The sequence below is a fragment of the Flavobacterium sp. 22659 genome, from assembly GCF_052044235.1.
Classification (GTDB): Bacteria; Bacteroidota; Bacteroidia; order Flavobacteriales; family Flavobacteriaceae; genus Flavobacterium; species Flavobacterium johnsoniae.
This window is the reverse complement of the sequence record NZ_JBQEMU010000022.1, coordinates 46165-72010: the sequence shown is the minus strand read 5'-3', so window position 1 is coordinate 72010 and position 25846 is coordinate 46165. Positions and strand designations below refer to the sequence as shown.

The following is a 25846-nucleotide window of genomic DNA, read 5'->3' as shown; positions in this document are numbered from 1 at the left end:
ATTTTTTGCAAATGTTAAAAAAAGGATCCAAACTAAATAGTATTTTAACAGGAAGTTGTCCTAAATGTCAAAAAGAGAGCATGTATTCGGACAAAAATCCGCTTCACTTGACTAATGTTCTAAAAATGAATGAGAATTGCAGTCATTGCGGTTTAAAATATCAAATTGAACCTTCGTTCTTTTATGGTGCAATGTATGTAAGTTACGGTTTAAATGTTGCCGTTGGAATTGCAGCATTTATTGTCTCATTTGTTTTCTTTGGAGCAAGTATAGAACAATCTTTTATTGCAATTGTTATTACTTTGATTCTATTATTTCCGTTTGTTTTAAGACTGTCGAGAAATTTATATATCAATATGTTTATTTCATACGATCCTAAGGCCGGTCAGGAATAAGAGATTTCAAATATCTTTTATGGAAGCGTTTTATATCTGCTTCGCGGTCTATTGGAGTTCCGTTTTCAATATTGTCATATAACATTTTTGCCAATGCCGGTCCCAGCATTACACCGCGTGTTCCTAATCCGTTAAGAAGATGAATAGATTTGTATGCCTCATGAGTTCCTATTATAGGTCTTCTGTCGGCAACTGTTGGCCTTACTCCGGCAAAGTGTTTTATGATCTCAAAATCGCAGGTAATAATTTCTTTAATACGATCTATAAGCTCCTGTTTTCCTTCTTCGGTTGGGAGATCCGTTTTATCATGCCAATTGTAAGTTGCACCAACTTTATATAAATTACCTCCAACAGGCAGAATAAAAACACTTGTATTAACAATAACATCTAGTTTTAAATCAGGTGCTTTTATTAAAAACAGTTCACCTTTTGTTCCATCCAAAGGCAGATAATTAAAATAAGGGTTTTTATGCAGTCCAAAACCTTCTGCAAATATGATATGACGGGCTTTGATACTTTTATACTGAATTCCTGAATCAAGAATTTCCAGAAAAGAGCTGTGAAAAGATTCTTCAAGAAGTAAATCATTCTTTTTTAGATACTCTCTGTAACTTTCTAATAATTGCCCAGTTTTTACATAACCGGTATGCAGAACTTCTCCATAATCATGAGGTGAGTCAATACCCTGATATTTTTTAGTAATGAGTTTTGTAGATAAAAAGGGAGCCAGGTTAATTTTATCTGAAGCGGCAAACCAATTATTTTGCTCTTCAATTGAAAAAAACTTTCGAAGAATTGGCATTTTAAAATTGAATTTTTCCTGCAGCTTTCCTTCAACTTGTTCATAGAATTCATTCATTAAAACCAAATGCTCTTTTGCATTCCAGACTTCACTGAAACGTTTTAAGATAACCGGATTGTACAAGCCTCCTGCAATTCTCGAAGAATTTTGAGATTTGTCATCAACAACTAAAATAGATTTATTGTTTTTAAGGGCGATTTCAGCAAAGGAAATTCCGGCTAATCCAGATCCGACGATTAAATAATCAAGCATTGGTAATATAGATAAAATAAAAAAAACTCTTACTGCAAAGGTAGCAAGAGTTTTTTGTATAATTTGGATTTAAGCACTTAGTAATTCCACATATCTTCTTCGAAGTTGCGAATCTTCTCTTTTACTCTTTCAGATTCTAACAATTGACTTTGCGCATTGTCTTTAATGTAATCTTTAATTTCACGATCTCCATATACGTTTTCTTCTTTATAGATAACCGCATTAAAACGTCTTGAATTTAAGATTTGATCAAACGAAATAGGAAGCGCAGAGTTTTTATCATTAAAGGCTTTTGCTTCATGAAGCACTTCCCGCGCATTAGGAAAGAAAACCCAAAACAGTTCTATATAGTCTTTTTCATCGCTATTCATTGTATAGACATCAGGAGTTACAGGACAAATTCCCAGCAGACGATATTTTAATTCACTCTGACGTTTATCAAAATACCAGTACCCTTTAATTTTATATTGTGAAACATCGGCAGCAGTAAGATCTTGCTTTAAGATATACTCAGCAGGAATCGTTCTTGTAGGCCCTACAGTTTGATCAACATAGCTAACTACTTTTTTCTTACCAGTTCCTGTCACTACTTTTTTCTTAACAACCCGTGTTCTGAAATCATCGGGATATTGATTCACAAGTTCTCTACCAGCATCTGTAGTATCAACACGAGTCAAAGATCCTTCAATATCTTTTAGTGATTTTTTGGTATTAAAATAACTATCTGTATAAACTTCAGTTATTCTGCCGTTTCGAATGGCCTTGGTCAAAACGTCATAAAGGGAACGTCTTTCAGGTCCAATATTCACAGTATCAACCGGAAAATATAATGGAAAATTGATTTTCTCATTTAAATCGATAATTTCCCAAGTTGTCTTTGCCATTAAAACATCCCTGTCATCTACATAACCATAAGCCAAAGGCTTGTCGTTATCAGAAATTTGCTGTGCTGCAGTTTTGTGCCCTATTTGATCAGCCGTTTTAGCATTTAATAAATTAGATTGCGCATTACAAACAAATATGCTAAAGACAACAAAACCAGCGATTAAAAAATTCCTTACTTTCATCATGATAAATATTATAAGAAATTAAACGTAATTACATATTAAATATTGTTATTTTTCCTACATAAATTCAAAATTACTAAAAAAAAGTAATTCTAATCGAGAATTAATTCTTTGAAATTTTTATCATTTAACATCAATCCAAAAAAAAACTCTTACTACAAAGGTAGTAAGAGTTTTTTAAATATTTTATTTTCAGATACTTAGTAATTCCACATATCTTGTTCGAAGTTACGAATCTTCTCTTTTACTCTTTCAGATTCTAACAATTGATTTTGTGCATTATCTTTCATGTAATCACTAATAGCTCTATCTCCATAAAGGTTTTCCTCTTTGTAGATTACCGCATTAAAACGTCTAGAGTTTAGGATTTGATCGAAAGAAATTGGAAGTGCTGAATTGTTGTCGTTAAAAGCTTTTGCTTCATGCAGTACTTCACGTGCATTTGGGAAGAAAATCCAAAACAATTCAATATAATCTTTCTCGTCACTATTCATTGTATAAACGTCTGGAGTTACAGGACAAAGTCCAAGTAAACGATATTTCAATTCACTCTGGCGTTTGTCAAAATACCAGTACCCTTTAATTTTATACTGTGTAACATCAGCAGAAGTAAGATCTTGTTTTAAGATATACTCAGCAGGAACCGTTCTTGTTGGACCAACTGTTTCATCTACATAAGTAACAACTTTCTTTTTACCGCTTCCAGTAACTACTTTTTTCTTCACAACACGTGATTTGTAGTCATCTGGATATTGGTTGATAAGTTCTCTACCAGCATCTGTAGTATCAATACGAGATAATGCACCCTGGATGTCTTTCATAGATTTTTTAGTATTGAAATAACTATCAGCATAAACTTCAGTTATTTTGCCTTTTGTGATGGCTTTCGTCAAAACGTCATAAAGAGAACGTCTATCAGAACCAATATTAGCTGTATCTACAGGAAAATACATTGGAAAGTTGATTTTTTCATTTAAATCAATGATTTCCCAAGTAGTTTTACCCATCAAGATATCTCTATCATCAACATAACCGTAAGCTAAAGGCTTATCATTATCTGAGATAAGCTGCGCAGGAGTTTTAAGTCCGATCTGAGCAGGAGTTTTTGCATTAAGCAAATTAGATTGCGCATTAGAAGCAAAACCTCCAGCGATAGAAACAATAGCTATTAAAAAATTTCTTACTTTCATCGTGGTATCATTATAAGATATTGAACGTAGTTTTAACTACTTTATTATTGTATTTCGTAAATTACCGGAGCAGTTCTTGGTAATAAATAACTACCAGCTCCAACAAGTTTAGTTTTAATTTCAGAAATAGTAACCTGGTCTCCTTTACCAGCTCTTGCAAGAACTGATTTACATTGTGCATTCATTTTATTACCAGTAACAACAACAGTAGGCTGTCCAGCAATTTTCATATTGAATCCAACAACATCTAAACCAACTTCAAAATCAAAATCAAGTAATTTAGCACCAATAGTAGCAATTTCTAAGTTAGATTTAGGACCTTTAACAACTCCCATTTCACCTCTAATTGTACCTGTTGGACCAGGAATACCTTTAATTCTGAATGTTTTCTTATCTGTTACTTTATCTCCGTTTGGTAATGTACCAGTTACAGAAATTGTAGCCTCAGTACCTTGACCTGGGCTCATGTTATATTTTCCTGGTTTTCCTGCAGAAGATAATCCCGGAGCGCTAGCAACAATTTTGTTAGCATCAACACCAGCGAATGATACAGAGATTGGGTTAACAACTCCTCTATAAACTACATTCATTTTATCAGCAGAAATTGTAGCTGAGTTTGGTCTAGGAACTACAACATATTTTCCAGAGAATTTTAAAGGAATGTTTTTACCATCTTCTAAGAAAGTAAATTGTCCGTTAATATCTTGTTCTCCTACTCCACCAGCAGTTAAAGAGATTACTGCTTGTCCGTTAACAATTTGTCCAGGACCTTGGAAAGAAGTTGGTTTTGTGTTTTCGTCATAACGTCCTAAAACTACCTTACCAGTTACTTTTTCACCTTGGAAATAAGCATTTTTGTCTAAAACAACAATTGCCTGGTAGTTGCTGTAAGAAGCAGCAGCAACTGCAGCTTTACCTAATGCACTGTTGTAAACGTCAGCTTCAGTTTTCTTAACGTCATTCTGCCAAGCTGAAAGTTTTGCAGCTGAAGCGATCGCAGGAAATCCTTTGAAGTGGTATGCTAAGTATTTTTCTTTAATACCTTCTTTGTTTTTTACGTCAGAAACATCAAATTTTTTCTCAACCTCAGAAATAATTCCAGCATATTTTTTATCTGTACCTAAAGCAGCTTTAATATCTGATTTATATTTCTCGATTTTAGCGATAATTTCATTTCCTTTTTTAGTGTAACCATCTCCTGTAAACCAGTCATCGATGTTATCACCTCTATCCATAGCTTCGTATGGCATTTTTCCAGTTTCTTTATCAACTTCAAAACCTTTTACAGCCTGAGTTTTTAAAGTCCCGATGTAATCATAGAATTCTTTTGAAGCAGCCTGAACTTTGTGAGCTGTTTCTGCAGCTTTAGCAAATTCTCCTTTTGCTTCAGCAGCTTTTTGATCTAAAGATGTCAACAAACTTTCATTTGTTGTAACTGAAGATGTATTTGCAGCTTCGAATTTTTCATTCATCAAACCAAAAGCAGAAATAACTTCTTTTGATACGTTCATTGCTAACATTGCGATGAAAACCAGATACATCAGGTTAATCATCTTCTGTCTAGGGGTTAATTTTCCTCCTGCCATTTTTGTCTAATTAGTTCTTATTAATAAATGTAATATCTAGTTAAAAACTAATTATCCTTTGTTACTCATTGCAGAAAGCATACCACCGTAAACGCTGTTTAAAGAAGCGATGTTTGCAGTCATAGAAGCCATTTGCTCTTTTAACTTAGCAGCGTTCTCAGCAATTTCGCTGTTTGCTTGTGCATTTCTTGAAGCACTTTCTAATTGAACTTTATATAAACTGTTTAATGATTCCATTTGTGCAGCTGCCATAGACATTTCTTCAGCATATTTCTTTTGACCTGCGATTGAATCTACAGTTGGAGAAATTGCTTTTGCAGCTCCTTCGAAGTTTTTGATGCTGTTTCCTAAGCTTGCCATTAACTCACCGTCAACTTTAGCTTCTTTTAACATTGCATCTAATTTTTGAGACAATAAACCTTGGGCATCAGTTGCAGTTTCCGCTTTAACTTCTTTTTTTCTAGCTTGTCCGTTAGCTAATTCTGGGTAAACTAGAGTCCAATCTAATTCATCCTCAACTGGTTCAAAAGCAGATAACGCAAAGATTAATGCCTCAGTCAAAAGACCGATAGAAAGCATCACTGTCCCTGTTAATGGCCCAATCTCAAAGTGAGTAATTTTGAATAAAGCTCCAACGATTACCACTGCCGCTCCCATACCATAAGCGAAATTCATAACTTTTTTACTTAATAATGCCATAATAATTCTTTTTTAGGTTTTAATTTTAAATAGATTCGATTTGGTTTTTGTATATTGATTTAATTATACACTAAGTTATTATTATTTTCTTCCGCCTCCGGTTACTTGAGTTCCCATGTAATCTTGTACAGTTCTGAAACCAATGTAGCTTCTTGCAGAATCAGCATATTCGTGATCACGAGTACTTACTTGCAGGAAGTAAGCAACATCTTTCCAAGATCCTCCACGAACAACTTTTCTTTGGTTGTTTCCATCAATTACGTTAGGGTTCATTGTAGAAACATACTCGTATGCATTTGGATTGTAAGCCGAATCTGTCCACTCAGAAACGTTTCCTGCCATGTTATATAGTCCATAACCGTTTTGCTCGTAAGATTTTGCTTCAACAGTATATAAAGCCTCGTCTGCAGCGTAATCTCCTCTATTTGGTTTAAAGTTTGCCATGAAGCATCCTCTGTCACTCTTAGTGTAAGGACCTCCCCAAGGGTATGTAGCAGACTCCAGACCACCTCTTGCAGCATACTCCCATTCTGCTTCTGTTGGAAGTCTGAATGCGTTAACTAAATCACGTCCTTTTTTCTTTGATTTAATGTAGCTGTTTTTATTTAAAGTTCTCCAAGCACAGAATGCTTTAGCTTGTTTCCAAGTCACACCTACTACTGGATAATCTCCATAAGCTTTGTGCCAGAAATAATCATTGTGCATTGGCTCATTATATGAATATGCGAAATCTTTAATCCAAACTGTTGTATCAGGGTATACATTAACTTGTTCAGTTTTAACGAAGTCTTTTCTTTTTCCAACTTTAGCTTTTGCAGCTGCCTGAATATCCATCCAAGAATAACGGAATTTCAATTTATTTACATCAATTGTTCTTAAACCATTGTATGATTCTTCAATTGGTAGATACATAGAATCCATTACTTCAGCATAATACTCATCTGGATAAGCTTTAGTATCTCTAATTAATTTTACTTTTTTGTTTAATTTTCTACCAGCATACGGATCATCTTTTGTTCCTACACTATAGTAGTTATCATACATATACTTATCATAAGCCGTCATTTTATCCGGCTCAGAATCATTAAATGCATAATCAGCAATACTACCGCCTTTTTTACCTTTGTCACCAGTACTTTTTTGACCAGTTTCATCAGCTAAAATAGCAAGACGAACTCTCATTGTAGAATCTTTTACCCACTCTACAAATTGACGGTACTCACTATTAGTGATCTCAGTTTCGTCCATATAAAACGAGCGAACAGTTACAGTTCTTGTTGGAGCATCTTCTACATTAGCTAAGTCACCATCAGATTTACCCATAATAAAAGATCCACCCGGAACCAAAGTCATTCCATACGGTTTTTCAGGATGCCATTTCCCTCCTGTAACACCAACTAATTCACCTTTGTCACCTGACTTACCACAGCCGATTACTAGTGTTAACATTGCTGCAAATGCAATAAACTTCTTCATATAAATTTGGATTATCTATTCATTACTAAAAGTCCGTAAACGTATTTATTATTTATCTAAAAAACAATACCTATTTGCGAATTTTCTTTTACCGTTCAAAAATAATGTTAAATAAAATAAAAAAAAAATATTTCCTCGATAAACTGATTAAAAAAATCGACGTAAAACGTTAAATTTTATAATAAATACACCTTTTCTTACTAATAATTTTAACTTATTTTCCTAAAAATTAAATATTTTAAGATTTCTTTCGAAATTTTCTTCTACAAAGCGTTTTTTCGCTGTGCTTTCCACCATCTTTCTGGCAATTCTTGATTGCAAGCCGACAAATATTCGTCGTAAGAACATGGTAATAACGTATTTCTTTTTAATTTATTGCTGCCGTTTGTTTCGAATGGAATTTCAATCCACCAACGCTCAGTTTTGTCACTTTTATAGAACACAAGTTCCTCTTCTTCCAGCGGAACGATGTATTTTAAATAATTTGTTCTGCTTCCAAACGGATATTCTTTTGATCTGTAATGATATCCTTCTATAAAATACCAGATTATCTGAGCCATTATAGGAGATTCCGGCAATGTACTATTATGATTAAAGATTCCAAAAGAAGAAACTTTATCACTTATTCCGGCATATCTAGCCAGAGAGCAAATCTCTTTTCCGTTGAAACCATTTGGCTCAAAAGAAACCATATTACCTGATGCAGAAGACTTTACAGAATTCAAATCAATACTAACTAAATCTGCATCTCTAAATACAGGCTCAGCCAAAGCAATATTATTTGAAATTTCACCTAAACGGTAAGCATCAAAAAACAGCTTTTCAATTAAATCAATTTCTTCCTGAGAATTGTAATAAGTCTGATATCCTATATTACAGTAATTAAACAGGTTATTTGGTTCATTAATAATAATCTGCGTTAGATAAGAATTAGCCGAAACCGATTCATTTTCTTTACCAAAATCAAATTTATTATCTACAGAAACCATATTTACCATTTGCTCTAAATCGTCGTAAGCACGATACAAAGCGTAGGTTAAATCCTGAGAACCTCCCAGGACTATAGGAATGACTTTATTCTTAATTAAAGCAGCCACAACTTTTTTTACTGCAAAATAAGTATCCTCTACAGAATCACCTGCAAGAATATCTCCTAAATCTGCAATTGATGCATCCCAGTTACCAGGAAACATTCCGTAAAGCTTTTTACGAACTGCAGTAAGGTTAACTTCATTAACCATATTAATGTTGCGTCGATCTTCGAGAACACCTACGATCGCAATATTAATTTTGCTTATATCCGGAAATTGATCCTGAGTATGCAAAACAATTTTGCTCCCCAGTTCTTGTGTAGACAATGAACTAATGAATTTTAAAATTCCGTCATTTAAAGGCTCTAGAAAATCAAATTCCATTTTTTATTTCTTTTTTGCTGGTGCTTTTTTAGCAGTTGTAGTTTTTTTAGCTGCTGTGGTTTTCTTTGCTGCTGTTTTTTTAGCCGGTGCTTTTTTCTCGATCATTTCCTGAACTTCTGCCAATGTTAATTTTGTCGCATCAACATCTTTACTTAATTCAATTTTGATTTTACCTTTTAAAATAACTGAACGTCCCCAGCGGGCTTTTTCAACTACAATTCCTTCTTCTTCCCAATTGTGAAGAACTTTATCAATATTCTTTTGTAATTTATCTTCAATTAATTCTTCAACATCTGCCTGAGATAAATTATCGAAATTGTATTTTTTGCTCACATTTACAAAAAGACCGTTCCATTTAATGAAAGGACCAAAACGTCCCACACCTTTTTGAACTGCTTCTCCTTTGTAAACAGCAATTGGCGCATCAGCAAGTGCTTTTTCGTCAATTAATTCCTGAGCTCTTTCTTTTGTAACACTCAAAGGATCTTCACCGCGAGGTAATGAAATAAACACACTTCCGTGACGAACATACGGACCGTAACGACCATTGCTCACTTCTACTTCTTCTCCTTTGTATTCTCCTAAATTTTTAGGAAGTAAGAATAAATTCAAAGCTTCTTCAAGTGTGATATTTCCAATATTTTGATCTGCCATCAGGCTGGCAAACTTTTTATCTTCATCATCTGCTTCTCCAATTTGAGCCATTGGACCAAATTTTCCTAAACGAACAGAAACTTGTCTTCCATCTGCATCTTTTCCTAAAATTCTTTCACCGCTTTCACGCTCAGCATTAGCTTCAACTTCTTTTACATTTGGGTGAAATTTATTGTAGAAATCCTGCATCATGATTGCCCAGTCGATATTTCCTTCAGCAATTTCGTCGAAATCCTGTTCAACTTTTGCCGTGAAATTATAATCCAGGATATTCCCAAAGTTCTTAACAAGGAAATCTGTTACAATAGTCCCAATATCTGTTGGAACCAGCTTTCCTTTATCAGAACCAGTATTTTCTTTTAAAAGCTTCTCACCTACTTTACTATTTTGCAAAGTCAACTGTGTATAGTTACGTTCCTGACCTTCAAGCGTTCCTTTTTCAACATAATTTCTATTGATAATTGTTGAAATAGTTGGTGCATAAGTAGACGGACGTCCGATACCAAGTTCCTCTAATTTTTTAACCAAAGACGCCTCTGTATAACGTGCAGGCGGTCTTGAATATCGTTCTGTAGCTGTAATATAGTTATTAGTCAGCTTTTCGTTTACTTTTAAAGCCGGAAGCATTCCTTCCTGCTCTTCCTCATCATCATCATGACCTTCTAAATACACTTTTAAGAAACCTTCAAAAAGCAAAACTTCTCCAGAAGCTGTAAAAAGCTCATCATGATTATCAGCTTCTATTTTTACGTTTGTTCTTTCAAGCTGTGCATCGCTCATTTGAGATGCTAAAGTTCTTTTCCAGATCAAATCGTACAAACGAGCCTGATCACGATCGATATTTACAGTATGGCGTGACATATCTGTCGGACGAATTGCTTCGTGTGCTTCTTGTGCTCCTTTGCTTTTTGTTGCAAAAGTTCTCGGTTTAGAGAATTCTTTCCCGTAAGATTTTATGATTTCTGCTTGTGCAGCATCCATTGCTTCTTTTGAAAGGTTTACCGAGTCAGTTCTCATATAAGTAATAAGTCCCGCCTCATATAAACGCTGTGCTAACTGCATGGTAATTCCAACCGGCAGGTATAATTTTCTTGCCGCTTCCTGCTGCAACGTTGAAGTTGTAAAAGGTGCTGTTGGAGATTTTTTGGTAGGTTTAGTTTCTAAATCGGCTACCTTATATTTAGAACCGATGTTTTTGTTTAAGAAATCTTCGGCTTCTTTTTTTGTATTGAAGTTTTTCGGCAGTTTTGCTTTAAAAGCTTTTCCAGCTTCGTTTACAAATTCAGCAACAATTGAATAGGTTGCCACTGCATTAAAACTTTGAATTTCGCGTTCTCTTTCAACAATCAAACGTACAGAAACAGATTGTACACGACCTGCAGAAAGTCCGCCTTTAATTTTTCTCCATAAAACCGGAGATAATTCATAACCCACTAAACGATCTAATACTCTTCTCGCTTGCTGGGCATTTACTAAATTATAATCAATTTCTCTTGGATTGTCAATTGCTTTAAGAATCGCAGACTTTGTAATCTCGTGAAAAACAATTCGTTTGGTCTTTTTTGTATCCAGTTTTAATTCTTCCGCCAAGTGCCATGAAATAGCCTCTCCCTCGCGGTCCTCATCGGATGCTAACCAAACCGTTTCGGCATTTTTAGATAGCGATTTTAGTTTCGTTACCAAGGCTTTTTTATCCGGGGAAACTTCATATTTAGGTTTAAAACCATTCTCTACATCTACCCCTATTTCCTTGGATGGTAAGTCTGCTATGTGACCATAACTTGACTCCACCTGAAAATCACTCCCAAGAAATTTCTCGATCGTTTTCGCCTTTGCAGGTGACTCCACTATTACTAAATTCTTTGCCATTGCTCTTATTTTCTGCAACAAAAGTATTTATTTTTTTTAAATATTAACCTTACGAATGCATTTTTGAGGTATTTTGATATTATGAAACTTAAAATTGCAGATTTATCTGTAATATTCTGCATTATATATATAGGTATAACTTTTATCAGATTCTAACCAAGAAATTTCTTTATTTTAGAATTCCAATTTTAGATTCAAGATTATCTCATCAAAATCTTTTTCGTTCTACGATCTATAATCAGCAATCTAAAATCTAAAATTCTTTTCTGCCATCTTGTCATATTGACCGTATTTACGCTATCTTTGCACTTTGAATTTTTACAATGGAAAAGATTATTGAAGAAAGCAAACAAGGTGAAAGTCTTGTTTTAGAAAATAAACCTGAGAATACTAAAAAACTATTTATAGAGAGTTACGGCTGTGCGATGAATTTTTCGGACAGTGAAGTCGTAGCTTCCATTTTGTCTGACGGAGGATATAACACTACTTCTGTTTTAGAAGAAGCCGATTTGGTTTTGGTAAACACTTGCTCAATTAGAGACAAAGCTGAACAGACTATTCGTAAACGTCTTGAAAAATACAATGCAGTAAAACGCACAAATCCGAAAATGAAAGTGGGTGTTTTAGGCTGTATGGCTGAGCGTTTAAAAAGCCAGTTTTTAGAAGAAGAAAAAATAGTAGATCTTGTGGTTGGTCCTGATGCTTATAAAGATCTTCCTAATTTATTGGCTGAAGTTGAAGAAGGCCGTGACGCCATTAATGTAATTTTATCAAAGGAAGAAACGTACGGAGACATTTCGCCAGTTCGTTTAATGAGTAACGGAATCACCGCTTTGGTTTCTATCACCCGCGGATGCGATAATATGTGTACGTTTTGTGTTGTACCTTTTACACGCGGACGCGAACGCAGCCGTGAGCCTCAAAGTATCATGGCTGAAATTCAGGATTTATGGAGCAAAGGTTTTAAGGAAATTACACTTCTTGGGCAAAACGTTGACAGCTACCTTTGGTATGGCGGCGGTTTAAAAAAGGATTTCGTAAACGCTTCTGAAATGCAAAAAGCAACTGCTGTCGATTTTGACCAATTATTAGAAATGGTTGCTGTTGGTTTCCCTAAAATGAGAATTCGTTTTTCGACTTCAAATCCGCAGGATATGCACGAAAGTATTCTGCATGTAATGGCAAAATATCCAAATATCTGCAAACACATTCACTTGCCGGTTCAATCTGGAAGCAATAGAATTTTAAAAGAAATGAATCGTCTGCATTCTCGTGAAGAATATATGGCTTTGATTGACAAAATCAGAGCAATTGTTCCAGATGCTTCGATTTCGCAGGATATGATTGCCGGTTTCCCAACAGAAACAGAAGAAGATCATCAAGATACAATGAGTTTGATGGAATATGTAAAATATAATTTCGGCTATATGTATTCGTATTCTGAACGTCCCGGAACTTTGGCTGGAAGAAAAATGAAAGATGACGTTGAAGAAGAAACCAAAGCCCGAAGATTACAGGAAATTGTTGATTTACAGCAAAAACATGCTTGGTTTAGAAGCGAGGAATTTGTTGGAAAAACTGTTGAAGTTTTAGTAGAAAAAGTTTCTAAAAAATCTAAAGACGAATTCTCTGGAAGAAATTCTCAAAGTATTACGGTAGTTTTCCCTAAAGAGAATTATAAAATTGGAGATTTCGTAAATGTAAAAATCACAAGCTGTACTTCTGGAACTTTAAAAGGTGAAGCGGTTGGGCTTAGCAGCATGAATTAAGTTTTTTTGCCGCGAATTTCACAAATTTACACGAATTTTCTTTCAAAAATTTCTATAGCTTTGTTTTAAAAAAAAACAAGCATGGAATTATACAGAAAAGAAGAGTACTATAAAATTGTTGGAATTTGCATGGAAGTTCATAGAATTTTAGGCGGAGGTCTTTTGGAAATTGTTTACAAAGATGCATTAGAATATGAGTTTAAAAAACATAATATTCCCTATAAACGTGAAAAAGAATACGATATTCAATACAAAGAAATTGTTTTAGCACATAAATTTTATGCCGATTTTGTAGTTTATGACGAAATCATTTTAGAAGTAAAAGCATCAAAAGAAATAATTGATGAATATATCGCTCAAACAATAAATTATTTAAAATTAGCTGATAGTGATTTAGGAATTATCGTTAATTTTAATAAAAAGACATTACAACACAAAAGAGTTATTCATTGACCACTTTTCAAGAATTTGTGAAATTCGAGAAATTCGTGGCAAAAGATAAAATCGATATGGAAACAGTTCAAGCAATAAAACAACGATTTGAAATTATTGGTAATGACCCGAAATTAAATCGCGCCATTGAAAAAGCCATTCAGGTTGCTCCAACTGATATTTCGGTTATGGTAACTGGGGAAAGTGGTGTTGGTAAAGAAAATATTCCAAGAATTATACATTCGCTTTCACATAGAAAGCATGGTAAATATATTGCTGTCAACTGCGGTGCAATTCCGGAAGGAACTATTGACAGTGAACTTTTTGGTCACGAAAAAGGAGCTTTTACAGGTGCAACGAGCACGCGTGAAGGTTATTTTGAAGTGGCTGATGGCGGGACAATCTTTTTGGATGAAGTTGGAGAATTACCATTGACTACACAAGTAAGATTACTTCGTGTTTTGGAAAATGGTGAATTCATAAAAGTAGGTTCTTCTCAAGTTCAGAAAACAAATGTTCGTATCGTTGCTGCAACCAACGTAAATTTATTTAATGCTATTGAAAAAGGTAAATTCCGTGAAGATTTGTACTATCGTTTAAGTACAGTCGAAATTACTTTACCTCCTTTAAGAGAAAGAAACGATGATATTCATTTGTTATTCAGAAAGTTTGTAGCTGATTTTGCTCATAAATACAAAATGCCTCCTTTAAAATTAGATGACGATGCCGTTCATCTTCTGCAGAAATTTAGATGGAATGGAAACATCCGTCAGCTTCGAAATGTGGCAGAGCAGATTTCGGTTTTAGAAACGAACCGCGACATTTCAGCTTCTACATTATCTTCATATCTTCCTGCTGAAGGAAGTAATCTGCCTTCAGTTATAAACGACAGTAAAAAGGAAAGCGATTTTAGTACTGAAAGAGATATTTTATACAAAGTGCTTTTTGACATGAGAAGCGACTTGAATGATTTGAAAAAACTGACTTTAGAATTAATGAAGAATGGGGGAAGTTCTAAAATGCAGGATATTAATCCGAATTTGATTCAAAAGATATACGGTTCTCAGGAAAATGACAGTGAAATTGATTTTGAAGAAGAACCAAGAACCGCTGTTATGACGCCGGCAGTTCGTGAAGAAAGCTATCAAATTCCAGATGACAATTATTTGTTTGCTGAAACTATTGAAGAAGAAGAAGTTTTACGTTTAGAACAAAAAGAAATCGAAATGATCAAAAAATCATTAGAGAAAAACAAAGGAAAACGAAAAGCTGCTGCTGATGAACTGGGAATCTCAGAAAGAACTTTATATAGAAAAATTAAACAATTTGATTTGTAATTTCCTGTAAAGAAGTTAAAACTCAAAAATGTTTTAAACGAAATGAATATCTTTGACCCTAGCCTCAGCAAAATGGCGAAGCAATCCTTAAAACAAAATGAAACACTTAAAATATCTTTTACTATTATTAGTCGCAACAACCTTTAGCGGATGCGGCGTTTATAACTTTACAGGAGCAAGTCCAATAGATGCTAAAACATTTCAGGTTAGCTTTTTCCACAACAATGCTGATTTAATTGAACCCGGAATTGACAGGGATTTTACATTAGCATTGCAGGATTTAATTATGAATCAGACCAATTTAAACTTGGTAAGCAATGGCGGAGAACTAGCCTATGAAGGTGAAATAGTTGATTATAGAATCACACCAATGACAGCAACAGCTGTAACTTCAACAGGTGATGTCGGCGCGGCACAAAACCGTTTAACTATTCGTATTAATGTAAGGTTCACCAATAAAAAGAAAGAAACTGACGATTTTGAAAAACCTTTTGAATTTTACTATGACTTCCCTGGAGCAAGTCTGCCAACAGGATCTGTATTAAACGAAGCTATTAAAACTATTTTTGAGAGAATAACTCAGGATATTTTTAATGAGTCACTGGCAAAATGGTAAGACAGTTTATTTGTTCAATCGGTTAACCGTTTAACCGATTCAACAAATAAACAATTAAACGATTAAACAAAATAAACGATTAAACAATAAATAATGAACGTTACTGATTATACCTACTTAATGAATAAACCCGATGCTATTACAGAAAAGCAGGTAGAAGCATTAGGAAGTGTTTTGAATGAATTTCCATATTTTCAAAGTGCCAGAGCACTTCGACTAAAAGGACTTTACAATCAAAACAGTTTTAAGTATAATTATGCTTTAAAAGTAACTGCAGCTCATACTGCAGATCGTTCGGTTTTATTTGATTTTATAACATCAGAAACTTTCACTTCTATCCAAAACGATTTTTATGATCAAAAATTAAAAGACCTTTTAGAAATTAAAGTTTTTGACAGCGAAGTCGTTACATTTGAAGAAGTTAAGAAAGCTCCGGAAGTTCGTATCGATCCTATTGAACAATCAATTTTAAAATCGATAAAAGAAGCTACCACTGTAGTTTTTGAAGAACCGTCTAAAATTCAGCAAAAAACAGAAGAAACGGAATCTAATACTTTCGCAAAAACAGAAGAACCTGTTATTGAAGAACAACCTACGCTTATTATTCCAAGTGAAGAAGAAATATTAAGTACTTTTAAAGAAGTAAACGAAGTTGAAGAAAACCAAGAAGAAGTACTTTCTGAACAGCCAATCGCAATTCTTAATGAAGAAGAAATATTCAACTCATTCAAAGAAGTAACTAGAGACGAAGAAGAAACAACTCAATCTGCAGACAATTCAATTGAAATTTTTGAAGAAGAAGAAACAAAAACTTCTATAGAAAATGAAGAAATAAAAGACAAACCAGTTGAAGGAGTCGTTATTGAATCTGTTATCACTCCAAGTGAAGAAGAAATACTAAATACTTTTAAAGAAGTTACAGAAACTGAAGAGCCAGTTTTTGAACCAGCTCCAGAAGAAGAAACAATTGCTGCACCAAGTGAAGAAGAAATATTAGATACATTTAAAAAAGTCGAAGAAGTTGAAGAAAAAACAGCTGATCCAATTATTCAAAAACCAGTTGTGAAAGCTACTTTCTTTGATGAATTTGTAGACGATGAAATCGCAGAAGTACAGGTTGACCCAATCGAAAACCCTGTTCTTGTTTCTATAAAAGAAGCTGCAAATGTTACTTTTGAAGAACCAGCAGTTACAGAAGAAACAAAAACTACTGAAGAACCAGAAGTTGTTGAAGAAATTACTGAAAAAGCAAAACTTTTAGAATTTGGAACACCTGAGATTGAAACCTCTGAAATTGAAATTCCAGAAACGGTAAAAGAAGCCCAGGAAAATCTTGAAATAGGAAAACCAATAGATTTTTCTGTCAGCGAAAAACATTCTTTCCAGGAATGGCTTCAACTGGCAAGAGCAGAACCTATTGACCGCAGCGAAAGTGAAAACGGTGAAAAAAAAACCACAGAAACAACTGAAATAGTTACTGTTGAGGAAGAAAAAAAGAAAAAAGCCGAAATTATTGACAGATTTATTGAGACAAATCCAAAAATCTCTCCAATAAAACCAACAATGGCGACTCCTCCTATTCAACTTAATAGTAATGAAGAGGACAATTCATACCTAATGACAGAGACTTTAGCCCGTGTATATTTGGAACAAAAAAAATATACAAAGGCCATACAAGCATATGAAATATTAATTTTGAAATATCCAGAAAAAATTAGTTTCTTTGCAGACCGCATTTCGGATATAAAGATTTTACAACAAAATAACAATAACAATTAATACAATGAGCACATTTTCAATTTTCTTAGTTTTAATCACAATAGTTTGCTTTCTATTGATCGTAGTAATTATGGTACAGAACCCTAAAGGAGGAGGATTATCTTCTACTATCAGTGGAACTCAAATGTTAGGCGGTGTACAAAAAACAACAGACTTTTTAGATAAAAGTACTTGGACATTAGCTACTATTCTGATTGCTTTAATCTTGCTTTCAAGCTTAAGCTTTACTGGAGCTTTAGGTGATACAGGATCTAAAATTATTGAAAAAGGTGAAGCTCCTGCAGCAACTGCACCAGCAGCGCCAGCACAGCAAACTCCTGCTCCGGCAGCACCAGCAAAATAATATTTTTAATATATATTAAAAATGCCAGCCTGTCAAAGCTGGCATTTTTTTTAAGAAAAAATGTCAGTTTATAGAGCATGGCATAATTTCTGAAAGTTTAAAGAACATTAAAAAACGTATAACTATAATAATATAAAATCATGGCCTTAAACATTAAACCGCTTTCAGACAGAGTACTTATTGAGCCTGTTGCTGCTGAAACTAAAACTGCCTCAGGGATTTTTATTCCAGATACTGCCAAAGAAAAACCACAAAAAGGAACTGTTGTTGCAGTAGGAAACGGATCTAAAGACCACACTATGACCGTAAAAGTTGGTGATACTGTACTTTATGGTAAATACGCAGGAACAGAATTAAAACTGGAAGGAACTGATTATTTGATCATGCGTGAGGATGATATCTTAGCGATAATCTAAAATAGCTGTAAGCTTTAAGCCGTAAGCTATAGGCTCTCACAAAAGCGTAAAGCCTATTGCCTAAAGCGTAAAGCCTCAAAAAAAATGAGAGATTTCAAAAAATATGATATTTGGCAGTTAAGTCATTCTTTTACTTTAGAAATCTATAAAATAACTTCTCTTTTTCCAAAAGAAGAACTTTATGGATTAACAAGTCAGATAAGAAGAGCTTGTTCTTCAATCCCTACTAACATTAGTGAAGGATGCGGAAGAAATAGTGACAAAGAATTCAATCAATTTCTCAACATCGCTTTAGGTTCTGCCAATGAAACAGAATATCTTTTGATTTTAGCTAAAGACCTGCAATATCTAAATAATGAAATTGCAGAAAAACAAATAGAAAAAATCAACAGTATAAAAAGCAAAATTTACAAATTAAAACAAGTATTGGTTTAGCTATAAGCTGTAAGAAAAATAAAAAAATATTAACTCAGCAGTAGAAGAGCCTAAAGCTTAAAGCCTACTGCCTAAAGCAAATAAAAAAAAATGGCAAAAGATATAAAATTTGATATTGAAGCACGTGACGGATTAAAACGTGGTGTTGATGCATTAGCAAATGCTGTAAAAGTAACTCTTGGACCAAAAGGTCGTAACGTAATCATCGGGAAATCATTTGGTGGACCAACTGTTACTAAAGATGGTGTTTCTGTTGCAAAAGAAATCGAATTAAAAGACCCATTAGAAAATATGGGTGCACAAATGGTAAAAGAAGTTGCTTCTAAAACCAATGATTTAGCGGGTGACGGAACTACAACTGCTACAGTTTTAGCTCAAGCTATCGTAAAAGAAGGTCTTAAAAACGTTGCTGCAGGTGCAAACCCAATGGACTTAAAACGTGGTATCGACAAAGCTGTTGAAACTATCGTGGCTGACTTAGCAAAACAAGCTAAAGTTGTTGGAAGTGATTCTGATAAAATTCAGCAAATAGCTTCTATCTCTGCTAACAATGACGAAGTTATTGGTGAATTAATCGCTACAGCTTTCGCTAAAGTTGGAAAAGAAGGTGTTATCACTGTTGAAGAAGCAAAAGGAACTGATACTTTTGTTGATGTTGTTGAAGGTATGCAGTTTGACAGAGGATACCTTTCTCCTTACTTCGTTACAAACCCTGAGAAAATGGAAGTAGAATTAGACTCTCCATACATCTTATTATACGATAAAAAAGTATCTTCTTTAAAAGAATTACTTCCGGTTTTAGAGCCAGTTGCTCAATCAGGAAAACCATTATTGATTATTGCTGAAGATGTTGACGGAGAAGCGCTTTCTACTTTAGTAGTAAACAAATTAAGAGGTGCTCTTAAAATTGCTGCTGTAAAAGCTCCAGGTTTTGGAGACAGAAGAAAAGCAATGTTAGAAGATATAGCAATCTTAACAGGTGGAACTGTAATTTCTGAAGAAAGAGGTTATACGCTAGAAAATACAACTATCGAAATGTTAGGAAACGCAAAAAGAGTTTCTATCGATAAAGATAATACAACTATCGTAAGCGGTGCTGGTGAAGCAGATATCATCAAAAACAGAGTAAACCAAATTAAAGGTCAGATGGAAACTACTACATCTGATTACGATAAAGAAAAATTACAAGAGCGTCTGGCTAAATTAGCCGGAGGTGTTGCAGTTCTTTATGTTGGCGCAGCTTCTGAAGTTGAAATGAAAGAGAAAAAAGACAGAGTTGACGATGCTTTACATGCAACTCGTGCTGCTGTAGAAGAAGGAATCGTTGCTGGTGGTGGTGTTGCTTTATTAAGAGCTAAACTTGCTTTAGCTGACTTAAAAGCAGATAACGCTGACGAAGCAACTGGAATCCAAATCGTTTCTCGCGCGATTGAAGCTCCATTAAGAACTATCGTTGAAAACGCTGGTCTTGAAGGATCTGTTGTTGTGGCTAAAGTTGCTGAAGGTTCTGGCGATTTTGGATATAACGCAAAAACTGACGAATATGTAGATATGCTTAAAGCTGGAATTATCGATCCTAAGAAAGTAACTCGTGTAGCTCTTGAAAACGCTGCATCTGTTTCTGGAATGATCTTAACTACAGAATGTGCATTAATTGATATTAAAGAAGAAAATGCCGGAGGCGGAATGCCAATGGGAGGCGGAATGCCAGGAATGATGTAATTCATTCTGTTCTTAAAACTTAAAAGCGCCGGATTTTTATCTGGCGCTTTTTTTGTTTGCCACGAATTTCCACGAATTATTTTTCTTTTCAGCCACAGATTACACAGATTAAAAGGATTTTTATTTTATGCAGATCATAGATTATAAAAATAAAATTAATCTGCTTGAATCTGTAGAATCTGCGTGAAAAATTTTTAGTGCATCCAATAAGGAAATCTTTTTAATCTGTATAATCTGTGGCAACTTTTTACAAGCAAAATCATTCGTGGAAATTAGTGCAATTACTTCGTCAGTTCGCTATCGCTCGAGTCGTGGCAAACTTTTTTTATTTAACATTCTCTTTTTATTTAAAAAATCTGTTATCTCTACCTTTGCAGGTATAATAAATTCAAAAAATGAAAAAGCATTTTACCTCGCTCCTGTCTTTAATTTTTCTTTCACTTTCATTCTTTTTACAAGCCCAAAATACCAAAGACAATTATGTTGTTTTAGTTTCTATGGATGGTTTTAGATGGGATTATGCCAAGCAGTTTAATCTTCAAAATCTGCCGCAGATTGCTAAAAAAGGTGTTCATGCAAAATCGATGAAACCTTCTTATCCTACCAAAACTTTCCCAAATCATTACGCTATTGTAACAGGACTTTATCCGGATCATCACGGAATTATTAATAATGTTTTTTACGATGCTGATTTAAACGAATCTTTTTCATTGTCAAGTAAAGCAAAAAGTGATTCTCGTTTTTATGGCGGAAACCCTATTTGGAATGTCGCTGAACAACAAGGCGTAAAAGCTGCTTCTTTCTTTTGGCCGGGATCTGATATTGATAAAAGAAATCCAAGTTATTACAAAGATTATGATAATAAAATCCCGTACGGAGCGAGAATAGACACAGTTCTAAAATGGCTGCAGCTTCCGGAAAAACAAAGACCTCATCTGGTTACTTTATATTTTGACGAACCAGATCATTCAGGACATAATTTTGGTCCGCTTTCGCCTGAAACTAAAAAAGCAGCAACAAAAATGGATTCTATTATGGGAGAATTATCCCGTAAATTAGATCAACTGCCTATTGGAAAACAAATCAATTTAATTATCGTTTCAGATCACGGAATGGCCGATATAAGCAACGATAAAAAAGTAGCGGTTCTGGATTATTTAAAACCAGAATGGCTGGGTTACAAAGATGTAATTAACCCAATAATGAGTCTGCAGGCCAAAGCCGGTTATCAGGATTCTATTGCAAATGCTTTGAAAAAAGTACCGCATATTAAATTCTGGAAATCTACCGAAGTACCTGAAAGACTGCATTACGGAACTAATCCGCGTGTACATGACTTTGTTATTGAAGCTGAAAAAGGATGGAGTTTAGTAAGCAAAGAAAGCACTCATATAAAAGGCGGAACTCACGGCTACGACAATGAAAACAAAGATATGCATGCTATTTTTTATGCAAAAGGACCTGCTTTTAAAGTAAATAAAGAAGTTAAAACCTTTCAAAACGTTTCTGTTTACCCTTTAATTGCACATATTTTAGGATTGCAGATTGATCAAGTTGACGGGAAATTAAGCGATGTAAAATCGATGCTGGTTAATTAGAAAATGAATTGAGTGTCATCCTGAGCGAAGTCGAAGGACGTTCCAATTGGTACGCGGGCTTCGACTTCGCTCAGCCTGACAAACATATAAACACAACAAACCCGACAGGTTTTAGATACCTGTCGGGTTTACTATTTGGATAAATTAACACCAATCGTTATAAATATCATTATTTAATTAAAAACCAGTAGAAACAGAAACCGCTTTCCATGCTTCCAATTCGCTTTGTACACTTGCTATTTTTTGGTTTGCCATATTATAGGCATCCTCCCCTAAAAACAAATGCAGAGGCGGATTTTGATCCTCGCTTGCTTTAATCAAAGCTTCAGCTAATTTTACAGGATCTCCCGGCTGATTTTGGTTGATATCTTCCTTGTGCGCGCTTTCAGATTGCCTTACTTCTTTATAATCTGCAATTGGGTTTTGAGGCAGTAATAAAGAACTGTCTTTTAAGAAATCAGTTCTAAAATAGCCCGGATACACGATTGTAGCATGAACTCCAAACGATTTTACTTCTGCTGCTAAAGATTCTGTTAAACCCGCAACTGCAAATTTTGTAGAACAGTAAATTCCCCAGCCTGGAAATTCTCCATAATAACCTCCTACAGAAGAAATATTAAAGATATGCCCCGATTTGTTTGCACGAAGAATCGGCATTGTATTTCTAATTACATTCAATAATCCGAAAACATTTACTTCGTAGTTTTTTCTTGATTCAGCGTCTGTTAATTCCTCCAATGCTCCCAATAAACCATAACCGGCATTATTTACCAAAACATCAATTGTTTTAAAATGGTTGATAGTTTTGTCGATTGCATTTTTTACACTTTTCTCATCAACTAAATCCATTTCAAGAGGAAGAAATTTTTCAGATGAATTTCCTAATACTTTTACCAAAGCCTCTTCACTTCTTGATGTTGCAGCAACTTTAAAACCTTCTGCTAATAATTTTTTAGCCAATTCTAATCCAAGTCCTTTTGAAGCACCTGTGATAAACCAAACTTTGTTATTGTCCATGATTTTAATTTTTTACGTTATTAATTACAGGACAAAGGTATTTGTGAAGTGCTTCTTAAATATTGAAACAATCAAACAAGAAGCTGCAAAAATCAAACAATTTCTGCTAAACGATAGTTTTTAGGCGAAACCTGAACATTTTTCTTGAAGAAATTAATAAAATGAGACAATTCTTCGAAGCCTAAACACCACGCAATTTCATTAATATTCCAATTGGTTTGTTTTAGCAGAATCATTGCTTCCTGAATAATTCTTTCAGAAATAATCTGTGAAGTTGTTTTTCCAGTTGTTTCTTTTAATGCTTTATTCAAGTGATTGACATGCACATTTAACTGATTGGCATATTCTGAAGGCGAACGAAAATTAATTTGCTGTGTAATCGATTCGATTGGAAACTGACGTTCTAGCAGCTCCAGAAATAAAGAAGAAACTCGAATTGTAGCATTTGATTTACTGTATAATGAAGCAGTTACAGTCTGCGTTTTGAGCGCAAGGTGAATAATTTCAAAAACCAGATTTCGGAGTACATCATATTTAAAAGCATAATCTGAATTGATTTCTTCCAGCATTCTAAGATAAACTGTTTTTAAAGATTCGGCCAGTTCTTTAGAAACCGGAACAACAGGATTACCGCCGGGCTGAAACAAAGGATATTCTTTTAAATTTCCAAACTGGCTAAAAAAAGCATCTGTAAAAATACAGAAAAATCCAGTTTGATTCTCATCAATATGTTCCCAGCTATACGGAATCTGCGGATTTGCAAAGAACAAAGCCTGATCTTCGATTGCCACGACTTTATCAGCATAATGCACTTTGTTCCTGCCCACGATCAAACTTATTTTATAAAAGTCTTTTCTAGTATAAGGCAATGGATTACAAGTACTCCCGATATAATCATCCAATTTAAAAACATTAAAATGTCCGATCTCTTTTTTAAGATTTTCGGGCATCCCTTTTATTTTTACAGTGTAAAAATCTTCTAAAGTTTCTGTCAGTTTCATTTTGCAAAGTTACAAAAATCAATCTTTAGTTAATTAGATAATTTAATAATGAAGTGATTGTCCCCCTGAGCGAAGTCGAAGGGTACTGCAATTAGCACGTGGGCTTCGACTTCGCTCAGCCTGACAAAAAAGATACAGATATAACAACAAACCCGACAGGTTTTAAAAACCTGTCGGGTTTATTGCAATGAATAAATTAATTCATAATTAACCATTCACAATTAACAATTAACAATTCACCATTATCAAGAAACTACTTTATACGTAGGATCTTCAATAACATTTACATTTATAACCGCATCGGCGTTTTTAAGTAACTGTCTGCAGTCTGCACTTAAATGCTGTAATTCTATTGTTTTATTTTCCTGACGGTATTTTTTAGTCAAATTGTTCAATGCTTCAATAGCTGACATATCTGAAACACGACTTTCTTTAAAATCAATTATAACATGTTCCGGATCGTTCTGTACATCAAATTTTTCCAGAAAAGCGGTTATCGACCCAAAAAATAGCGGACCGTAAATTTCATAATGTTTTATGCCGTTTTCATCTATAAATTGTCTCGCACGGATTCTTTTGGCACTTTCCCACGCAAAAACCAAAGCTGAGATAATCACGCCAATTAAAACCGCCAAAGCCAGATTGTGCAATACAATTGTAATTAACGCCACCAGAATTCCCACGAAAATATCGTGTCTTGGCATTTTATTGATAATCTTGAAACTCGCCCATTCAAAAGTCGTAATGGCTACCATCATCATAACGCCTACTAAAGCTGCCATTGGCAGTTTTCCAATTACGGGCGCTCCAAAAAGTATAATTAATAAAATCGTCAAAGCAGCAATAATTCCCGAAAGTCTTGCTCTAGAACCTGCACCCAGATTTACCAGCGTTTGTGCAATCATTGGGCAGCCGCCCATTCCGTAGAAAAACCCGTTTAAAATATTCGAACTTCCCTGTGCAATACATTCACGATTGCTGTTACCACGTGTTCCGGTAATTTCGTCGACTAAATTCAGCGTAAGCAAACCTTCAGTCAAACCAACTGCCGCAACAATTACTGAATACGGAAAAATGATTTTTAAAGTCTCAAAAGAAATGGGAATATTAGGTACATGAAATGGAGGAAAACCGCCTTGAACAGAAGCAATATCTTCGACCGTTTTAGTTTCGATATTAAAAATAATTACCAATGCAAAAACCACCATAATGGCAACCAGAGATGCCGGAACTGCTTTTGTAATTTTAGGAAAAACAAGAACAATTGCAACTGTAAGCGCAACCAAACCCAGCATAATATACAAAGGAGTTCCCTGAAGCCATGAAACCTGACCGTTTACTATGGTTTTAAACTGCTCCAGCTGCGACATAAAAATTACAACAGCCAATCCGTTTACGAAACCAAACATTACAGGCTGAGGCACTAACCGAATAAATTTTCCGAGTTTAAAAAGTCCGATACAAATTTGCACCACACCGCCAAGTGCGACAGCAGCAAAAACATATTCTATGCCATGCGATTTCATCAGAGCAATCAAAACAATTACCGTTGCTCCTGCTCCGCCCGAAATCATACCGGGTCTTCCGCCAAAAATGGCCGTAACTAATCCGGCAATAAATGCGGCGTATAAACCAACCAAAGGCGGAAATCCAGCTAAAATAGCAAATGACAACGATTCTGGAATCATTGTCATGGCAACAGTTAAACCTGCTAAAATTTCGTTTTTATAATTTACCTTTTGAGAGAAATCGAAGAGTTGGAAAGCTTTTTTCATATGGCACAAATGTAAAAAATATGCCCGAAAACAACGCAAACCTTTTCAGCATAAAAAAAGCAAGAATAAGAAACAGCTGTTGTATTAACAGAATTGTTTTAGAAGTAAAATGAACAGCCAAAGAATGAAACTTGTCATTGGTGTTGGTTTTATTTTTAGATGAAATTATCGTACAAAACTATTTATAAAGCTAAATATACG

At 34.5% G+C, this 25846-nt stretch carries 22 protein-coding genes; 11 read left to right on the top strand and 11 right to left on the bottom strand.

What is annotated here, in order from left to right; translation table 11 throughout:
• The first annotated feature begins 11 nt into the window (after positions 1-11).
• Positions 12-395, top strand: coding sequence for a DUF983 domain-containing protein (locus ACTJIW_RS19365; protein ID WP_012023935.1), 384 nt, complete (start codon positions 12-14; stop codon positions 393-395).
• Here ACTJIW_RS19365 and ACTJIW_RS19360 read toward each other — a convergent pair.
• The 8 genes from ACTJIW_RS19360 to topA form a co-directional block, all read right to left on the bottom strand.
• Positions 376-1449, bottom strand: a complete 1074-nt coding sequence (locus ACTJIW_RS19360) for an NAD(P)/FAD-dependent oxidoreductase (protein ID WP_012023934.1) — start codon at positions 1447-1449, stop codon at positions 376-378. The two genes, ACTJIW_RS19365 and ACTJIW_RS19360, sit on opposite strands and share 20 nt — an antisense overlap.
• A 77-nt stretch (positions 1450-1526) precedes the next feature.
• The gene (gene gldN, locus ACTJIW_RS19355; protein WP_440714770.1) at positions 1527-2516 is read right to left on the bottom strand and encodes a gliding motility protein GldN; all 990 of its coding nucleotides are present in this window, start codon (positions 2514-2516) and stop codon (positions 1527-1529) included.
• Positions 2517-2716: 200 nt separating this feature from the next.
• Positions 2717-3706 (bottom strand): gliding motility protein GldN, encoded by a 990-nt coding sequence (gene gldN / locus ACTJIW_RS19350; RefSeq protein WP_012023932.1) that lies wholly within the window; start codon positions 3704-3706, stop codon positions 2717-2719.
• 44 nt (positions 3707-3750) lie between these two features.
• Positions 3751-5292 (bottom strand): gliding motility protein GldM, encoded by a 1542-nt coding sequence (gene gldM, locus ACTJIW_RS19345; protein WP_012023931.1) that lies wholly within the window; start codon positions 5290-5292, stop codon positions 3751-3753.
• Positions 5293-5343: 51 nt separating this feature from the next.
• On the bottom strand, positions 5344-5991 hold the full coding sequence (gldL, locus tag ACTJIW_RS19340; RefSeq protein ID WP_121362161.1) for a gliding motility protein GldL: 648 nt from the start codon (positions 5989-5991) through the stop codon (positions 5344-5346).
• Between the two features lie 81 nt (positions 5992-6072).
• Complete coding sequence (gene gldK, locus ACTJIW_RS19335) at positions 6073-7467, bottom strand: gliding motility lipoprotein GldK (RefSeq protein ID WP_012023929.1); 1395 nt, start codon at positions 7465-7467, stop codon at positions 6073-6075.
• Between the two features lie 263 nt (positions 7468-7730).
• Positions 7731-8882, bottom strand: a complete 1152-nt coding sequence (locus ACTJIW_RS19330; protein ID WP_012023928.1) for a formimidoylglutamase — start codon at positions 8880-8882, stop codon at positions 7731-7733.
• Positions 8883-8885: 3 nt separating this feature from the next.
• Entirely contained in the window at positions 8886-11405 is a 2520-nt protein-coding gene (gene topA, locus ACTJIW_RS19325) for a type I DNA topoisomerase (RefSeq protein WP_149208364.1), read from the bottom strand.
• A gap of 323 nt (positions 11406-11728) precedes the next feature.
• Between topA and miaB the strand changes: the two genes are divergently transcribed.
• The 10 genes from miaB to ACTJIW_RS19275 all read left to right on the top strand — a co-directional run bounded on the left by miaB (position 11729) and on the right by ACTJIW_RS19275 (position 21852).
• Complete coding sequence (miaB, locus tag ACTJIW_RS19320; RefSeq protein ID WP_149208365.1) at positions 11729-13174, top strand: tRNA (N6-isopentenyl adenosine(37)-C2)-methylthiotransferase MiaB; 1446 nt, start codon at positions 11729-11731, stop codon at positions 13172-13174.
• 81 nt (positions 13175-13255) lie between these two features.
• Entirely contained in the window at positions 13256-13627 is a 372-nt protein-coding gene (locus ACTJIW_RS19315) for a GxxExxY protein (protein ID WP_149208366.1), read from the top strand.
• A 56-nt stretch (positions 13628-13683) separates the two neighbouring features.
• Positions 13684-14943: a sigma-54 interaction domain-containing protein gene (locus tag ACTJIW_RS19310; RefSeq protein ID WP_149208367.1), complete on the top strand. Its 1260-nt coding sequence runs from the start codon at positions 13684-13686 to the stop codon at positions 14941-14943.
• A 97-nt stretch (positions 14944-15040) separates the two neighbouring features.
• A complete protein-coding gene (locus tag ACTJIW_RS19305) occupies positions 15041-15559 on the top strand; it encodes an LptE family protein (protein WP_149208368.1) in 519 nt (172 codons plus the stop codon).
• A 93-nt stretch (positions 15560-15652) separates the two neighbouring features.
• Positions 15653-17338: a tetratricopeptide repeat protein gene (locus ACTJIW_RS19300; protein WP_440714394.1), complete on the top strand. Its 1686-nt coding sequence runs from the start codon at positions 15653-15655 to the stop codon at positions 17336-17338.
• Between the two features lie 4 nt (positions 17339-17342).
• Positions 17343-17681 (top strand): preprotein translocase subunit SecG, encoded by a 339-nt coding sequence (gene secG, locus ACTJIW_RS19295; RefSeq protein WP_012023921.1) that lies wholly within the window; start codon positions 17343-17345, stop codon positions 17679-17681.
• Between the two features lie 140 nt (positions 17682-17821).
• The gene (locus ACTJIW_RS19290; RefSeq protein ID WP_012023920.1) at positions 17822-18097 is read left to right on the top strand and encodes a co-chaperone GroES; all 276 of its coding nucleotides are present in this window, start codon (positions 17822-17824) and stop codon (positions 18095-18097) included.
• An 84-nt stretch (positions 18098-18181) separates the two neighbouring features.
• Complete coding sequence (locus ACTJIW_RS19285; protein ID WP_121362165.1) at positions 18182-18532, top strand: four helix bundle protein; 351 nt, start codon at positions 18182-18184, stop codon at positions 18530-18532.
• 90 nt (positions 18533-18622) lie between these two features.
• Positions 18623-20254: a chaperonin GroEL gene (gene groL / locus ACTJIW_RS19280; protein ID WP_012023918.1), complete on the top strand. Its 1632-nt coding sequence runs from the start codon at positions 18623-18625 to the stop codon at positions 20252-20254.
• 395 nt (positions 20255-20649) lie between these two features.
• On the top strand, positions 20650-21852 hold the full coding sequence (locus ACTJIW_RS19275) for an alkaline phosphatase family protein (protein ID WP_440714395.1): 1203 nt from the start codon (positions 20650-20652) through the stop codon (positions 21850-21852).
• Positions 21853-22029: 177 nt separating this feature from the next.
• On the opposite strand, the gene ACTJIW_RS19270 is transcribed toward ACTJIW_RS19275, so the two are convergent.
• The 3 genes from ACTJIW_RS19270 to ACTJIW_RS19260 all read right to left on the bottom strand — a co-directional run bounded on the left by ACTJIW_RS19270 (position 22030) and on the right by ACTJIW_RS19260 (position 25645).
• Positions 22030-22869 (bottom strand): oxidoreductase, encoded by an 840-nt coding sequence (locus ACTJIW_RS19270; RefSeq protein ID WP_433815458.1) that lies wholly within the window; start codon positions 22867-22869, stop codon positions 22030-22032.
• 92 nt (positions 22870-22961) lie between these two features.
• Complete coding sequence (locus tag ACTJIW_RS19265; RefSeq protein ID WP_012023915.1) at positions 22962-23870, bottom strand: helix-turn-helix domain-containing protein; 909 nt, start codon at positions 23868-23870, stop codon at positions 22962-22964.
• A gap of 245 nt (positions 23871-24115) precedes the next feature.
• Positions 24116-25645: a SulP family inorganic anion transporter gene (locus ACTJIW_RS19260; RefSeq protein ID WP_440714396.1), complete on the bottom strand. Its 1530-nt coding sequence runs from the start codon at positions 25643-25645 to the stop codon at positions 24116-24118.
• Positions 25646-25846 lie beyond the last annotated feature (201 nt).

Excerpts from the sequence above, each read along its gene's own strand:
- ACTJIW_RS19310 (WP_149208367.1), top strand. The coding sequence starts at position 13,684 with ATGGAAACAGTTCAAGCAATAAAACAACGATTTGAAATTATTGGTAAT.
- ACTJIW_RS19315 (WP_149208366.1), top strand. The coding sequence starts at position 13,256 with ATGGAATTATACAGAAAAGAAGAGTACTATAAAATTGTTGGAATTTGC.
- ACTJIW_RS19260 (WP_440714396.1), bottom strand. The coding sequence starts at position 25,645 with ATGAAAAAAGCTTTCCAACTCTTCGATTTCTCTCAAAAGGTAAATTAT.
- ACTJIW_RS19360 (WP_012023934.1), bottom strand. The coding sequence starts at position 1,449 with ATGCTTGATTATTTAATCGTCGGATCTGGATTAGCCGGAATTTCCTTT.
- gldM (WP_012023931.1), bottom strand. The coding sequence starts at position 5,292 with ATGGCAGGAGGAAAATTAACCCCTAGACAGAAGATGATTAACCTGATG.
- groL (WP_012023918.1), top strand. The coding sequence starts at position 18,623 with ATGGCAAAAGATATAAAATTTGATATTGAAGCACGTGACGGATTAAAA.
- gldK (WP_012023929.1), bottom strand. The coding sequence starts at position 7,467 with ATGAAGAAGTTTATTGCATTTGCAGCAATGTTAACACTAGTAATCGGC.
- ACTJIW_RS19305 (WP_149208368.1), top strand. The coding sequence starts at position 15,041 with ATGAAACACTTAAAATATCTTTTACTATTATTAGTCGCAACAACCTTT.
- ACTJIW_RS19365 (WP_012023935.1), top strand. The coding sequence starts at position 12 with ATGTTAAAAAAAGGATCCAAACTAAATAGTATTTTAACAGGAAGTTGT.
- ACTJIW_RS19270 (WP_433815458.1), bottom strand. The coding sequence starts at position 22,869 with ATGGACAATAACAAAGTTTGGTTTATCACAGGTGCTTCAAAAGGACTT.
- ACTJIW_RS19265 (WP_012023915.1), bottom strand. The coding sequence starts at position 23,870 with ATGAAACTGACAGAAACTTTAGAAGATTTTTACACTGTAAAAATAAAA.
- ACTJIW_RS19285 (WP_121362165.1), top strand. The coding sequence starts at position 18,182 with ATGAGAGATTTCAAAAAATATGATATTTGGCAGTTAAGTCATTCTTTT.
- ACTJIW_RS19330 (WP_012023928.1), bottom strand. The coding sequence starts at position 8,882 with ATGGAATTTGATTTTCTAGAGCCTTTAAATGACGGAATTTTAAAATTC.
- gldN (WP_012023932.1), bottom strand. The coding sequence starts at position 3,706 with ATGAAAGTAAGAAATTTTTTAATAGCTATTGTTTCTATCGCTGGAGGT.
- ACTJIW_RS19290 (WP_012023920.1), top strand. The coding sequence starts at position 17,822 with ATGGCCTTAAACATTAAACCGCTTTCAGACAGAGTACTTATTGAGCCT.
- gldN (WP_440714770.1), bottom strand. The coding sequence starts at position 2,516 with ATGAAAGTAAGGAATTTTTTAATCGCTGGTTTTGTTGTCTTTAGCATA.
- ACTJIW_RS19300 (WP_440714394.1), top strand. The coding sequence starts at position 15,653 with ATGAACGTTACTGATTATACCTACTTAATGAATAAACCCGATGCTATT.
- secG (WP_012023921.1), top strand. The coding sequence starts at position 17,343 with ATGAGCACATTTTCAATTTTCTTAGTTTTAATCACAATAGTTTGCTTT.
- gldL (WP_121362161.1), bottom strand. The coding sequence starts at position 5,991 with ATGGCATTATTAAGTAAAAAAGTTATGAATTTCGCTTATGGTATGGGA.
- miaB (WP_149208365.1), top strand. The coding sequence starts at position 11,729 with ATGGAAAAGATTATTGAAGAAAGCAAACAAGGTGAAAGTCTTGTTTTA.
- ACTJIW_RS19275 (WP_440714395.1), top strand. The coding sequence starts at position 20,650 with ATGAAAAAGCATTTTACCTCGCTCCTGTCTTTAATTTTTCTTTCACTT.
- topA (WP_149208364.1), bottom strand. The coding sequence starts at position 11,405 with ATGGCAAAGAATTTAGTAATAGTGGAGTCACCTGCAAAGGCGAAAACG.